The organism is Enterobacter sp. EC_50, from assembly GCF_019584525.1.
Lineage (GTDB): Bacteria > Pseudomonadota > Gammaproteobacteria > Enterobacterales > Enterobacteriaceae > Enterobacter > Enterobacter roggenkampii.
On record NZ_VDAF01000013.1, the window covers coordinates 67,471 to 81,902 of the forward strand.

General features: G+C 57.9%; 13 protein-coding genes. 11 read left to right on the plus strand and 2 right to left on the minus strand.

The window, feature by feature from the left end; translation table 11 throughout:
• The first annotated feature begins 32 nt into the window (after positions 1-32).
• From nuoG to nuoN, 8 genes are all read left to right on the plus strand, one after another.
• On the plus strand, positions 33-2,756 hold the full coding sequence (nuoG, locus tag FHC48_RS12555; protein WP_025913145.1) for an NADH-quinone oxidoreductase subunit NuoG: 2,724 nt from the start codon (positions 33-35) through the stop codon (positions 2,754-2,756).
• The gene (nuoH, locus tag FHC48_RS12560) at positions 2,753-3,730 is read left to right on the plus strand and encodes an NADH-quinone oxidoreductase subunit NuoH (protein WP_008500211.1); all 978 of its coding nucleotides are present in this window, start codon (positions 2,753-2,755) and stop codon (positions 3,728-3,730) included. Before nuoG ends, nuoH begins: the two co-directional genes overlap by 4 nt.
• Positions 3,731-3,743: 13 nt before the next feature.
• Positions 3,744-4,286 (plus strand): NADH-quinone oxidoreductase subunit NuoI, encoded by a 543-nt coding sequence (gene nuoI / locus FHC48_RS12565; RefSeq protein WP_003861491.1) that lies wholly within the window; start codon positions 3,744-3,746, stop codon positions 4,284-4,286.
• A gap of 10 nt (positions 4,287-4,296) precedes the next feature.
• Positions 4,297-4,851 carry an NADH-quinone oxidoreductase subunit J gene (nuoJ, locus tag FHC48_RS12570; RefSeq protein WP_008500212.1) on the plus strand — a complete coding sequence of 185 codons (555 nt, stop codon included), beginning with the start codon at positions 4,297-4,299 and terminating at the stop codon, positions 4,849-4,851.
• Positions 4,848-5,150, plus strand: coding sequence for an NADH-quinone oxidoreductase subunit NuoK (gene nuoK, locus FHC48_RS12575; RefSeq protein ID WP_003861496.1), 303 nt, complete (start codon positions 4,848-4,850; stop codon positions 5,148-5,150). Before nuoJ ends, nuoK begins: the two co-directional genes overlap by 4 nt.
• Positions 5,147-6,988, plus strand: coding sequence for an NADH-quinone oxidoreductase subunit L (gene nuoL, locus FHC48_RS12580; RefSeq protein ID WP_008500213.1), 1,842 nt, complete (start codon positions 5,147-5,149; stop codon positions 6,986-6,988). Before nuoK ends, nuoL begins: the two co-directional genes overlap by 4 nt.
• Before the next feature lie 76 nt (positions 6,989-7,064).
• Complete coding sequence (gene nuoM / locus FHC48_RS12585; RefSeq protein WP_008500214.1) at positions 7,065-8,594, plus strand: NADH-quinone oxidoreductase subunit M; 1,530 nt, start codon at positions 7,065-7,067, stop codon at positions 8,592-8,594.
• Between the two features lie 6 nt (positions 8,595-8,600).
• Positions 8,601-10,058: an NADH-quinone oxidoreductase subunit NuoN gene (gene nuoN / locus FHC48_RS12590; RefSeq protein WP_008500215.1), complete on the plus strand. Its 1,458-nt coding sequence runs from the start codon at positions 8,601-8,603 to the stop codon at positions 10,056-10,058.
• A 99-nt stretch (positions 10,059-10,157) separates the two neighbouring features.
• On the opposite strand, the gene FHC48_RS12595 is transcribed toward nuoN, so the two are convergent.
• Together FHC48_RS12595 and rbn are read right to left on the minus strand one after the other, a co-directional pair.
• Entirely contained in the window at positions 10,158-11,162 is a 1,005-nt protein-coding gene (locus FHC48_RS12595) for a chemotaxis protein (protein ID WP_008500216.1), read from the minus strand.
• A gap of 64 nt (positions 11,163-11,226) precedes the next feature.
• The gene (gene rbn / locus FHC48_RS12600) at positions 11,227-12,144 is read right to left on the minus strand and encodes a ribonuclease BN (protein WP_059363783.1); all 918 of its coding nucleotides are present in this window, start codon (positions 12,142-12,144) and stop codon (positions 11,227-11,229) included.
• 71 nt (positions 12,145-12,215) lie between these two features.
• Between rbn and FHC48_RS12605 the strand changes: the two genes are divergently transcribed.
• The 3 genes from FHC48_RS12605 to menF all read left to right on the plus strand — a co-directional run bounded on the left by FHC48_RS12605 (position 12,216) and on the right by menF (position 14,418).
• Positions 12,216-12,677, plus strand: coding sequence for a GNAT family N-acetyltransferase (locus FHC48_RS12605; RefSeq protein WP_220418753.1), 462 nt, complete (start codon positions 12,216-12,218; stop codon positions 12,675-12,677).
• Positions 12,678-12,730: 53 nt separating this feature from the next.
• A complete protein-coding gene (elaB, locus tag FHC48_RS12610; protein WP_008500219.1) occupies positions 12,731-13,036 on the plus strand; it encodes a stress response protein ElaB in 306 nt (101 codons plus the stop codon).
• 86 nt (positions 13,037-13,122) lie between these two features.
• Positions 13,123-14,418, plus strand: coding sequence for an isochorismate synthase MenF (gene menF / locus FHC48_RS12615; RefSeq protein WP_059363781.1), 1,296 nt, complete (start codon positions 13,123-13,125; stop codon positions 14,416-14,418).
• The last annotated feature ends 14 nt before the right edge of the window (positions 14,419-14,432 follow it).

Here is a 14,432-nt window from a genome sequence, read left to right on the forward strand (position 1 = left end):
CGGTTTCGACCGAGCCAACTGGAAGCATGCTAATGGCTACGATTCATGTAGACGGCAAAGAATACGAAGTCAACGGGGCGGACAACCTGCTGGAAGCTTGTCTGTCTCTTGGCCTCGATATTCCGTACTTTTGCTGGCATCCGGCGCTGGGCAGCGTCGGTGCTTGCCGCCAGTGTGCGGTGAAGCAATATCAAAACGCGGAAGACACGCGTGGTCGCCTGGTGATGTCCTGTATGACGCCAGCCACCGAAGGCACCTTTATTTCGATTGATGACGAAGAAGCGAAACAGTTCCGTGAAAGCGTTGTGGAATGGTTGATGACCAACCACCCGCACGACTGTCCGGTCTGTGAAGAGGGCGGTAACTGCCACCTTCAGGATATGACCGTGATGACCGGTCACAGCTTCCGTCGCTATCGCTTTACCAAGCGTACCCACCGTAATCAGGATCTGGGGCCGTTCATCTCTCACGAAATGAACCGCTGCATTGCCTGCTACCGCTGCGTGCGTTACTACAAAGACTATGCAGACGGTCAGGATCTGGGCGTGTATGGCGCACATGACAACGTCTACTTCGGTCGTCCGGAAGACGGCGTACTGGAAAGCGAATTCTCCGGTAACCTGGTAGAAATCTGCCCGACCGGCGTCTTCACGGATAAAACCCACTCCGAGCGTTACAACCGTAAATGGGACATGCAGTTTGCGCCAAGCATCTGCCAGCAATGTTCTCTCGGCTGTAACACCAGCCCGGGTGAGCGCTACGGCGAACTGCGTCGTATCGAAAACCGCTACAACGGTACCGTTAACCACTACTTCCTGTGCGACCGCGGTCGTTTCGGCTATGGCTATGTGAACCTGAAAGACCGTCCGCGTCAGCCGGTTCAGCGCCGTGGCGACGACTTCATTACCCTGAACGCTGAACAGGCGATGCAGGGCGCGGCAGATATTCTGCGCCAGTCGAAGAAAGTGATTGGTATCGGCTCCCCGCGTGCCAGCATCGAAAGCAACTTCGCGCTGCGCGAGCTGGTCGGGGCGGAAAACTTCTATACCGGCATCGCCCAGGGCGAGCAGGAACGTCTGCAGCTGGTACTGAAAGTGCTGCGTGAAGGCGGTATCCATACCCCTGCGCTGCGCGAAATTGAATCCTATGATGCGGTTCTGGTGCTGGGTGAAGACCTGACCCAGACCGGCGCACGCGCGGCTCTGGCGGTTCGTCAGGCGGTGAAGGGGAAAGCACGTGAAATGGCAGCGGCGCAGAAAGTGGCTGACTGGCAGATTGCGGCAATCCTGAACATCGGCCAGCGCGCGAAGCACCCTCTGTTTGTAACCAACGTCGACAATACCCGTCTGGACGATATTGCGGCGTGGACCTACTGCGCACCGGTTGAAGATCAGGCGCGCCTCGGCTTTGCCATTGCCCACGCGCTGGACAACAACTCACCGGCCGTTGAGCTGGATCGCGACCTGCAAAACAAGGTTGACGTGATTGTTCAGGCCCTGGCCGGTGCGAAGAAACCGCTGATTATTTCCGGTACCAACGCCGGTAGCGCAGAGATCATTCAGGCAGCAGCCAACGTGGCCAAAGCTCTGAAAGGCCGCGGTGCTGACGTTGGCGTGACCATGATTGCCCGTGCGGTGAACAGCATTGGTCTGGGCATGATCGGCGGCGGCTCGCTGGAAGCTGCGTTAAGCGAACTGGAATCCGGTGCCGCTGACGCCGTGGTGGTGCTGGAAAACGACCTGCATCGTCATGCTTCTGCCGCTCGCGTTGACGCCGCGCTCTCCAAAGCGCCGCTGGTGATGGTGATTGACCATCAGCGCACCGCGATTATGGACAAAGCGCACCTGGTGCTCTCTGCGGCAAGCTTCGCAGAAAGCGACGGTACGGTTATCAACAATGAAGGCCGCGCACAGCGTTTCTTCCAGGTTTATGACCCGGCGTACTACGACAGCAACACCGTGATGCTGGAAAGCTGGCGCTGGCTGCACTCCCTGCACAGCACCGTGCAGAGTCGTGAAGTGGACTGGACGCAGCTCGACCACGTTATCGACGCGGTGGTGGAAAAACTGCCTCAGCTGGCAGGCATTAAAGATGCCGCGCCTGAAGCGAGCTTCCGCATTCGCGGCCAGAAACTGGCGCGTGAACCGCACCGTTACAGCGGCCGTACCGCAATGCGCGCCAACATCAGCGTGCACGAACCGCGCCAGCCGCAGGATAAAGACACCATGTTCGCCTTCTCCATGGAAGGGAACAACCAGCCGTCTGCGCCGCGTTCGCAAATCCCGTTCGCATGGGCACCGGGCTGGAACTCCCCGCAGGCATGGAACAAGTTCCAGGCTGAAGTGGGCGGCTCCCTGCGCCACGGCGATCCGGGCGTGCGTCTGATTGAAGCCTCCGAAACCGGTCTGGACTTCTTCACCACCGTACCGGCGAGTTTCCAGGCGCAGGACGGTAGCTGGCGTATTGCCCCGTACTACCACCTGTTCGGTAGCGACGAGCTGTCCCAGCGTTCACCGGTCTTCCAGACCCGCATGCCGCAGCCGTACATCAAGCTCAACCCGGCGGACGCCGCGAAGCTTGGCGTTAACGCGGGCGCGAACATCGCCTTTAGCTATGACGGCCAGACCATCAGCCTGCCGCTGATTATTTCTGAAAGTCTGACAGCAGGGCAGGTCGGTCTGCCGATGGGTATGCCTGGCATCGCGCCGGTTCTGGCGGGTGCGCGTCTTGATAATCTGCAGGAGGCAAAAGCATGAGTTGGTTAACGCCGGATCTTATCGACATCCTGCTGAGCATTCTGAAAGCGATTGTTATCCTGCTGGTGGTGGTCACCTGCGGCGCGTTCATGAGCTTTGGTGAACGTCGTCTGCTCGGTCTGTTCCAGAACCGTTACGGACCGAACCGCGTGGGCTGGGGTGGTTCACTCCAGCTGGTCGCGGACATGATCAAGATGTTCTTTAAAGAGGACTGGATCCCGCGCTTCTCGGATCGCGTGATCTTTACTCTGGCACCGATGATCGCCTTCACCTCGCTGCTGCTGGCGTTTGCTATCGTTCCGGTCAGCCCGACCTGGGTGGTCGCTGACCTGAACATCGGCATTCTATTCTTCCTGATGATGGCAGGCCTCGCGGTTTACGCGGTGCTGTTCGCAGGCTGGTCCAGTAACAACAAATACTCGCTGCTGGGTGCGATGCGTGCGTCTGCGCAGACCCTAAGCTATGAAGTGTTCCTGGGTCTCTCCCTGATGGGCGTGGTGGCGCAGGCCGGTTCATTTAACATGACCGACATCGTCAACAACCAGGCCGACATCTGGAACGTGATTCCGCAGTTCTTTGGGTTTATTACCTTTGCCATCGCGGGCGTGGCGGTGTGTCACCGTCACCCGTTTGACCAGCCAGAAGCCGAACAGGAACTGGCCGACGGTTACCACATCGAATATTCCGGTATGAAATTCGGTCTGTTCTTCGTGGGCGAGTACATCGGTATCGTCACCATTTCCGCGTTGATGGTAACGCTGTTCTTCGGTGGCTGGCATGGCCCGTTCTTACCGCCGTTCATCTGGTTCGCGCTGAAAACCGCGTTCTTCATGATGATGTTCATTTTGATTCGCGCAGCGTTACCGCGTCCGCGTTATGACCAGGTAATGTCCTTCGGCTGGAAAGTGTGCCTGCCGCTGACGCTCGTCAACTTGTTGGTAACGGCCGCTGTCATTCTCTGGCAGCAGCCATAAGGGGCTATAGACCATGACCTTAAAAGAATTACTAGTAGGCTTCGGTACCCAGGTACGCAGTATCTGGATGATCGGCCTGCACGCGTTTGCCAAACGCGAAACCCGGATGTACCCGGAAGAGCCGGTATATCTGCCGCCGCGCTACCGTGGCCGTATCGTGCTGACGCGCGACCCGGACGGTTCCGAGCGCTGCGTTGCCTGTAACCTGTGTGCGGTAGCGTGCCCGGTTGGCTGTATCTCTCTGCAGAAAGCCGAGACGGTAGACGGCCGCTGGTACCCTGAGTTCTTCCGCATCAACTTCTCACGCTGCATTTTCTGCGGTCTGTGTGAAGAAGCGTGCCCAACCACGGCGATTCAGCTGACTCCAGACTTCGAGCTGGGTGAGTACAAGCGTCAGGACCTGGTGTACGAGAAAGAGGATCTGCTGATTTCCGGTCCGGGCAAATACCCGGAATATAACTTCTACCGGATGGCGGGTATGGCAATCGACGGCAAAGATAAGGGCGAAGCAGAGAACGAAGCCAAGCCTATCGACGTCAAGAGCCTGTTACCGTAAGGAGAGGGCAATGGAATTCGCTTTTTATATCTGTGGCCTTATCGCCATCCTGGCTACGCTGCGAGTGATCACGCACACCAATCCGGTGCATGCGCTGCTGTACTTAATCATCTCGCTGCTGGCCATTTCCGGGGTGTTCTTCGCACTGGGCGCGCACTTCGCCGGTGCGCTGGAAATCATCGTCTACGCCGGTGCCATCATGGTGCTGTTCGTGTTCGTCGTGATGATGCTGAACCTGGGCGGCTCTGAAATCGAGCAGGAACGTCAGTGGTTAAAACCGCAGGTGTGGATCGGCCCGGCCATTTTGTCGGCCATCATGCTGGTGGTGATCGTGTACGCCATTCTGGGTGTTAACGATCAGGGCATCGACGGCACGCCGATCGGCGCTAAAGAGGTCGGTATTACGCTCTTTGGCCCATACGTTCTGGCGGTTGAACTGGCCTCCATGCTGCTGCTGGCAGGTCTGGTTGTGGCCTTCCACGTTGGCCGCGAAGAGCGTGCTGGCGAGGTGCTGAGCAACCGCACTGACGACCGCGCGAAAAGAAAAACGGAGGAGCGCGCATGATCCCCTTAACACATGGACTGATCCTCGCTGCGATTTTATTCGTTCTGGGTCTGACTGGTCTGGTTATCCGCCGCAATCTGCTGTTTATGCTGATCGGGCTGGAAATCATGATTAACGCCTCCGCGCTGGCCTTCGTGGTCGCCGGAAGCTACTGGGGCCAGACCGATGGTCAGGTGATGTACATTCTCGCCATCAGCCTTGCGGCTGCCGAAGCGAGTATTGGCCTGGCGCTGTTGCTGCAGCTCCATCGTCGCCGCCAGAATCTGAACATCGATTCAGTAAGTGAGTTGCGTGGATGAACATGCTTGCCTTAACCATTATTTTTCCGCTGATTGGCTTCGTGCTGCTGGCGTTTTCTCGCGGCCGCTGGTCTGAGAATCTGTCTGCAACCGTCGGCATGGGCTCTGTTGGCCTGGCCGCGCTGGTGACAGCGTATGCGGGTATCGACTTCTTTAACAACGGGCGTCAGCCTTTCAGCGTGCCGCTGTGGACCTGGATGTCAGTCGGTGATTTCAACATCGGTTTCAACCTGGTGCTGGATGGTCTCTCCCTGACTATGCTCTCCGTGGTCACCGGCGTCGGCTTCCTGATCCACATGTTCGCCTCCTGGTATATGCGCGGTGAAGAGGGTTACTCCCGCTTCTTCGCCTACACCAACCTGTTTATCGCCAGCATGGTGGTTCTGGTGCTGGCCGATAACCTGCTGCTGATGTATCTGGGCTGGGAAGGCGTGGGTCTGTGTTCTTACCTGCTGATCGGTTTCTACTATACCGATCCGAAGAATGGCGCAGCGGCCATGAAAGCGTTCGTCGTGACCCGCGTGGGTGACGTCTTCCTCGCTTTCGCGCTGTTCATTCTTTACAACGAACTGGGCACGTTGAACTTCCGCGAAATGGTGGAACTGGCGCCAGCGCACTTCGCCGCAGGCAACAACATGCTGTGGTGGGCAACGCTGATGCTGCTGGGTGGTGCCGTGGGTAAATCCGCGCAGTTGCCATTGCAGACATGGCTGGCAGACGCGATGGCGGGTCCAACCCCTGTCTCCGCGCTGATCCACGCTGCGACCATGGTCACCGCCGGTGTGTACCTGATTGCGCGTACCCATGGCCTGTTCCTGATGACCCCGGAAATTCTGCATCTGGTGGGTATCGTCGGTGCGGTCACGCTGGTGCTGGCAGGCTTTGCCGCGCTGGTGCAGACCGACATCAAACGCGTTCTCGCGTATTCCACCATGAGTCAGATTGGTTACATGTTCCTCGCGCTGGGCGTTCAGGCGTGGGACGCGGCCATTTTCCACCTGATGACGCACGCTTTCTTTAAAGCGCTGCTGTTCCTCTCATCCGGTTCGGTGATTCTGGCCTGCCATCACGAGCAGAACATCTTCAAAATGGGCGGACTGCGTAAGTCCATCCCGCTGGTCTATGTCTGCTTCCTGGTGGGCGGCGCGGCGCTGGCGGCACTGCCGCTGATCACCGCGGGCTTCTTCAGTAAGGACGAAATCCTTGCGGGTGCCATGGCGAATGGTCATATCAATCTGATGGTTGCGGGTCTGGTCGGTGCGTTCATGACCTCCCTGTATACCTTCCGAATGATTTTCATCGTATTCCACGGTAAAGAACAAATTCACGCTCACGCAGGGAAGGGGATTACCCATCACCTGCCGCTGATTGTGCTGCTGGTACTGTCCACCTTCGTTGGCGCGATGATTGTGCCTCCGCTGCAGGGCGTGCTGCCGGCGACAACCGAGCTTGAGCACGGTCGCGTTCTGACGCTTGAAATCACCTCCGGTGTGGTCGCTATCGCGGGCATCCTGATCGCGGCATGGCTGTGGCTGGGCAAACGTACGCTGGTCACTGCCGTGGCCAACAGTGCGCCGGGCCGCCTGCTGGGCACCTGGTGGTACAACGCGTGGGGCTTCGACTGGCTGTACGACATGATCTTCGTTAAGCCGTTCCTGGGCATCGCGTGGCTGCTGAAGCGCGACCCGCTGAACAGCCTGATGAACATCCCGGCGATCCTTTCCCGCTTTGCAGGCAAAGGCCTGCTGTACAGCGAGAACGGTTACCTGCGCTGGTATGTGGCGTCCATGAGCATCGGTGCGGTTGTCGTGCTGGCGCTGCTGATGGTGTTGCGTTGATCGTTAAGTGAATTTTATTCGAATTCGTTGAAAATCAGGCCCCTGCTGGGGGCCTTAAAAAGGAATGTAAATCGCCATGTTACTACCCTGGCTAATATTAATTCCCTTCATCGGCGGCTTCCTGTGCTGGCAGACTGAACGCTTTGGCGTGAAGATGCCGCGCTGGATCGCGCTGATCACAATGGGATTGACGCTCGCGCTTGGCCTGCAACTGTGGTTGCAGGGCGGTTACTCACTGACCCAGTCTGCGGGCATTCCGCAGTGGCAGTCTGAGTTCATCCTGCCGTGGATCCCACGTTTCGGCATTACGATCCACCTGGCGATTGACGGCCTGTCGCTGCTGATGGTAGTGCTGACCGGCCTGCTCGGCGTTCTGGCGGTACTTTGCTCCTGGCGAGAAATCGAAAAATACCAGGGCTTCTTCCACCTGAACCTGATGTGGATCCTGGGCGGCGTGATCGGCGTGTTCCTTGCCATCGACATGTTCCTGTTCTTCTTCTTCTGGGAGATGATGCTGGTGCCGATGTACTTCCTGATCGCGCTGTGGGGCCACAAGGCGTCCGACGGTAAAACGCGTATCACGGCGGCAACCAAGTTCTTCATCTATACCCAGGCGAGTGGTCTGGTGATGTTGATTGCCATTCTGGCGCTGGTGTTTGTTCACCACAACGCGACCGGCACCTGGACCTTCAACTACGAAGACCTGCTGAAGACCCCAATGTCGCACGGCGTGGAATACCTGCTGATGCTGGGCTTCTTCATCGCCTTCGCGGTGAAAATGCCGGTGGTTCCGCTGCACGGCTGGCTGCCAGACGCGCACTCTCAGGCGCCAACGGCGGGTTCCGTTGACCTGGCGGGCATCTTGCTGAAAACCGCGGCCTACGGTCTGCTGCGCTTTGCACTGCCGCTGTTCCCGAACGCCTCCGCAGAGTTCGCACCGATTGCCATGTGGCTGGGTGTGATCGGTATCTTCTACGGTGCCTGGATGGCCTTCACCCAGTACGACATCAAGCGTCTGATTGCCTACACCTCCGTTTCCCACATGGGCTTCGTGCTGATTGCTATCTACACCGGCAGCCAGCTGGCGTACCAGGGTGCGGTGATTCAGATGATTGCGCACGGTCTGTCCGCAGCCGGTCTCTTTATCCTGTGCGGCCAGCTGTACGAACGTCTGCACACCCGCGACATGCGTATGATGGGCGGTCTGTGGAGCAAAATTAAGTGGCTGCCAGCGCTCTCCATGTTCTTCGCGGTGGCGACTCTGGGGATGCCGGGCACCGGTAACTTCGTCGGCGAATTTATGATTCTGTTCGGCAGCTTCAAAGTGGTACCGGTAATTACCGTGATCTCCACCTTTGGTCTGGTGTTCGCTTCCGTCTACTCGCTGGCGATGCTGCACCGCGCTTACTTCGGTAAAGCGAAGAGCGAAATTGCTGCACAAGAACTGCCGGGGATGTCGCTGCGTGAGCTGTTCATCATCCTGCTGCTGGTCGTACTGCTGGTGCTGCTGGGCTTCTTCCCGCAGCCGATTCTGGATACCTCGCACAGCGCGATGGGCAATATCCAGCAGTGGTTTGTTAATTCTGTTTCTACTACAAGGCCGTAATTCGCCATGACAATAACTCCACAACAACTGATCGCGCTGCTACCGCTGCTGATCGTCGGATTGACGGTGGTGGTTGTGATGCTCTCCATTGCGTGGCGACGCAATCACTTCCTGAATGCCACGCTGTCGGTCATCGGCCTGAACGCCGCGTTAGTCTCACTCTGGTTTGTTGGCCAGGGTGGGGCGATGGACGTCACCCCGCTGATGCGCGTTGACGGTTACGCCATGCTGTATACCGGTCTGGTGCTGCTGGCGAGCCTGGCAACCTGTACCTTTGCGTACCCGTGGCTCGAAGGCTACAACGACAACAAAGAAGAGTTTTACCTGCTGGTTCTGATTGCCGCGCTGGGCGGCATTCTGCTGGCGAATGCGAACCACCTGGCCGCGCTGTTCCTCGGCATTGAGCTGATCTCTCTGCCGCTGTTCGGTCTGATTGGTTACGCCTTCCGCCAGAAGCGCTCGCTGGAAGCAAGCATCAAGTACACCATCCTGTCTGCGGCGGCGTCCTCGTTCCTGCTGTTTGGTATTGCGCTGGTGTACGCACAGTCCGGTAACCTCTCCTTTATGGCGCTCGGCAAGAGCCTCGGTGACGGCATGCTGCATGAGCCGCTGCTGCTGGCGGGTCTGGGCATGATGATTGTTGGCCTTGGCTTCAAACTCTCGCTGGTCCCGTTCCACCTGTGGACGCCAGACGTCTACCAGGGTGCACCGGCTCCGGTGTCGACCTTCCTGGCGACGGCGAGCAAAATCGCCATCTTCGGGGTGGTGATGCGTCTGTTCCTGTACGCGCCGGTGGGTGACAGCGAAGCGGTTCGCGTGGTGCTGGGCATCATCGCGTTCGTCTCCATCATCTTCGGTAACCTGATGGCGCTGAGCCAGACCAACATCAAGCGTCTGCTGGGCTACTCGTCTATCTCTCATCTGGGCTACCTGATGGTGGCGCTGATTGCGCTGCAGAGCGGTGAGATGTCGATGGAAGCCGTGGGCGTCTATCTGGCCGGCTACCTGTTCAGCAGCCTCGGCGCCTTCGGCGTGGTGAGCCTGATGTCCAGCCCGTACCGTGGTCCGGATGCCGATTCACTGTTCTCTTATCGTGGTCTGTTCTGGCACCGTCCGATCCTGTCCGCCGTAATGACCGTGATGATGCTCTCTCTGGCCGGTATTCCGATGACGCTTGGCTTCATCGGTAAGTTCTACGTGCTGGCCGTCGGTGTGCAGGCGCACCTGTGGTGGCTGACCGCGGGCGTGGTGATCGGCTCCGCGATTGGTCTCTACTACTACCTGCGTGTGGCCGTGAGCCTGTACCTGAGCGCACCTCAGCAGCTCAATCGTGATGCTCCAGGCAACTGGCAGTACAGCGCTGGTGGTATCGTGGTACTCATCTCCGCGCTGCTGGTGCTGATCTTCGGTATCTATCCGCAACCGCTGATTGATATCGTGCAGCGCGCGATGCCGCTGATGTAAAAACAAAAAACCCGCCTCGGCGGGTTTTTTATTGCCCAGCGTCGCTACGCTTGCAGGGCCTACGGGTTTTGTAGGTCGGGTAAGCGTAGCGCCACCCGACTAAGCCAGCTGTTTACGGCTAATCAACGGCCCGTCAATCTTCTTCATCGAGCGGTCCAGCACTTCCTCAATCACTGACGACAGCTCGTTCAGCTCAAACTTCGCGACGTACCCGTCGGCCTTCACCTTGCGAATATGGTCTTCGTTGGCGTTGCCGGAAAGGGAAGAGTGGATCACTACCGGAATATCCTTCAGAACCGGATCGGTTTTGATTTTGCGCGTCAGCGTAAAACCGTCCATCTCCGGCATTTCGAGGTCGGTCAGCACCAGCGCGATCTTATCGGTGATCGGCACGCCCTCAGCCTGTGCCTGTGCGGCCAGCACGCCAATTTTTTCCCACGCGTCTTTGCCGGTGATGTGTAGCTGCGCCGGGATCTCCATCGCCTGCAGGCCTTTCTCCAGCATCGAACGCGCCACTTTGGAATCTTCCGCCACAATCGCGACCGCGCCCGGCTTGATATTGAACTTAGTGGTTTTCAGATTGGTGGCGTGCAGATCGTGGTTGGCCGGGGTGATGTCATACAGGATCTGCTCAACGTCCAGCACCATCGCCAGATCGTTGGTATCCGTTTTCTCATCCAGGCAGGCAATGCTGGTGATATAGCGACCGCTGACGGCGGTTTCCGCCGCGTGCACCTGCTTCCAGTCCAGACGCATGATGTTCTCAACCGACTCCACGGCAAACGCCTGCACGCTGCGCGCATATTCGGTGATCAGCAGGATGTTCAGCCCGGTGGTGGGCTTACAGCCCGCCACGGCGGCCAGGTCAATCACCGGGATCACCTGATCGCGGATATTCACCATTCCCATCAGCGGTGATTTCATTCCGGCGGGTTTCGTGAACTCCGGCATCGGCACAATTTCACGCAGCTTAAAGACGTTAATGCCAAACAGCTCAGATTTATTTTCGTTAAGAGAGGTGCCAAGACGGAACAGCAACAGTTCAAAACGGTTCGACAGGGTCAGATTCGCCCTGTCATCAATATCTTTCTGGAAATTATCCATTCTACCCTCGAGAGAAATGCTGACCTTTTAATCGTTATCGGCATCCTGAGGGAAAAATGAAGGACTAAACGCTGACCTGAGCGAAATCTTCGGCCAGCTCACATTCCGGGAACACCGCGCGACACTCTGCCAGCAGCTTTTCACAGCCCCGCGCGTCGTAGCGCGAGCTGACGTGGGTGACGATGAGCCGCCCGACGCCCGCGTCACGGGCTAGCTGCGCCGCCTGTCGCGTCGAGCTGTGGCCCCGGCCGTTGGCTTTCTCTTCCATCGCCGTTTCAAGGGTCGCTTCATGTACCATCACGTCAACGCCCTGGGCCAGCGTGAGCGCCGCCCGGCACGGGGCCGTGTCGCCAAAAATTGCCAGCTTCTTGCCGGGCTGCGGTGCGGCGAGATAATCCTGCCCATTGATGACGCGCCCGTCCTCCAGCGTGACGGTCTCGCCGTGCTTCAGGCGCTGGAACAGCGGCCCGGGTTTTACGCCATCGGCCATTAGCGCGGCGGCATCCAGCGCGCCGGGTTTGTCATGCGCTTCAATACGGTAGCCATAGCATTCCACAGGATGATTGAGCGGTTGAGCACTAACCCGATAATCTCCGTCATCGAATACCAGGCCTTCGCTAATCTCAACCACCTCCAGCGGATAATCCGTCCACGACCCGCTCAGGCGCAGCGTGGTTTCAACAAATTCACGAATACCCGCAGGCCCGTAAATCGTCAGCGGGTTGGCGTTACCGGCCATCGAGCGGCTGCACAGCAGGCCGGGAAGGCCAAACAGATGGTCGCCATGCAGATGGGTGATAAAAATTTTATCCAGCTTGCCGGGGTGATAAGCGGTGTGTAGCAGCTGATGCTGCGTCCCTTCACCACAGTCAAACAGCCACAGCCCGCCGCGGGTGGGGTGTTTAAGATCCAGCAGTATCGCCGTCACATTCCGTGAGCGGGTTGGCACGCCCGCGGACGTACCCAGAAAAATCAGTTCCATAACGCAATCAGCCCTTTGCTGAACGGGGAGGGGTTTAGTATAACGTGATGAACCCCAGGAAGGAGACTGACATGATCCAGTGGCAAGATTTACACCATAGTGACCTCACCGTTCATTCACTTTACGCCCTGCTGAAACTGCGCTGCGAAGTGTTCGTGGTTGAACAGACCTGCCCGTATCAGGACATCGACGGCGACGATCTCGTCGGCGAGAACCGCCATATTCTTGGCTGGCGGGAAAACGAGCTGGTGGCGTATGCGAGGATTCTGAAAAGCGAGGACGAATTCGAGCCTGTCGTGATTGGTCGGGTCATCATCAGGGGCAAAGCGCGCGGTGAAAAACTGGGCTATCAGCTGATGGAGAAAACGCTGGAAGCATGCCAGAAACAGTGGCCGAACAAGGCGTTATACCTGGGCGCACAGGCGCACCTGCAGTCCTTCTACGGCCACTTTGGTTTCGTGCCGGTCACCGAAGTATACGACGAAGACGGCATTCCCCACGTCGGCATGGCGCGGGAAGCGAAGCAGGCGTAATGGCGAGTCGTTGGCTATAGTTAGCGAACTGGTGTACTAACATGGAGAAAAATATGTCATTTCAATCCTGGGATACCCGTATCGACGACGACCTGGCCTTACTGAGCGAAACGCTGGAAGAGGTGTTACGTTCCTCGGGCGACCCTGCCGATCAGAAATATATTGAGCTAAAAGCCCGTGCCGAACAGGCGCTGCATGAAGTGAAAAACCGCGTCAGCCATGCGTCTGATACCTACTACTACCGCGCCAAAAAAGCGGTGTATCGTGCCGATGATTACGTGCATGAAAAACCGTGGCAGGGTATTGGAGTAGGTGCTGCCGTCGGCCTGGTACTGGGGCTGCTCTTAGCCCGTCGTTAAGCCGCTTAACCACTCCCTATACGTGGGTACTGCTATTTATGGTCAGTACCCCGTATAATACGAGGTTTTAACAGGGAGAGGTTCGCGTGAATTCGATTTTCCTCGCGCTGGAGCAATTGCGTACCCAGCTTTCGCAAGCGTTACCCGCAACGCCCGGCATACGTCATTTCGACGTCTCTTTCCCGTTAAACGACGCCTTCGATCCTCTCGCCTGGCTTGGGGCGCAGCAGTGCTATCCGCAGTTTTACTGGCAGCAGCGTAACGGCGATGAAGAGCTGGCCGCGCTGGGGGCGGTTATCACCTTTTCCTCTCTGGCGTTAGCCACGCAGTTTTTACGCGAGCAAAACGCGGCAGGTGATACCCGCATCTGCGGCCTGAACGCCTTTAATCCGGAGCAGGGCAGCCTCTTTTTACCGCGACTGCTCTGGCGACGTACCGCCGGCACCGCTACGCTGCGTCTGCAGCTGTGGAGCGATTATTCACTTCAGGAAGATGCCCATGCCGCGCGGGATTTTTTACAGCAGCTCCAGCCAGCCAGGCCTATCCGTCCGCTGGCCGTTCAGGTTGAGCACGAAAACCATCAGCCTCAACGGGCCGAATGGCTGAAACTTGTCCGCAGGGCGACCGAAACCATCGCGCGCGGTGATTTTGAAAAGGTTGTCCTTGCGAGGGCCACCGATCTTCAGTTTACACAGCGCATTAACCCCGTCGCGCTGATGGCGGCCAGCCGCGCCCTCAATTTACATTGCTATCACTTCTGCATGGTATTCGACGCCAGCAACGCGTTTCTCGGCTCGACGCCCGAGCGTCTCTGGCGGCGACGCGGCACGCTGCTGCGCACCGAAGCGCTGGCGGGCACCGTCGCCAGCCATACCGATGATAAAAAGGCGCAGCGTCTGGGCGAGTGGCTGCTGAACGACGATAAAAACCAGCGCGAAAATATGCTGGTCGTGGAGGATATCTGCCAGCGTCTTCAGCACTCTACGCAGACGCTTGAGGTACTGCCTGCCCAGGTGGTACGCCTGCGTAAGGTGCAGCATCTGCGCCGCTGTATCTGGACCGAGCTCAAACAGGCCGACGACGAGCAGTGCCTGCATATCCTACAGCCGACGGCGGCCGTTGCCGGTTTGCCGCGACAGCCTGCGCGCGAATTTATTCAGAAGGTTGAGCCCTTTAACCGCGAGTGGTACGCCGGTTCTGCCGGGTATTTATCGCCTGACCAGAGTGAGTTCTGCGTGGCGCTGCGTTCAGCCCGCGTCCATGAGGACTCGCTGCGGCTCTACGCCGGGGCCGGCATTGTCAGCGGATCTGACCCGGAGCAGGAGTGGCAGGAGATTGAAAACAAAGCGGCCGGATTGCGCTCTCTGCTCCTAAGGGATTAATACTGATTCGAGCA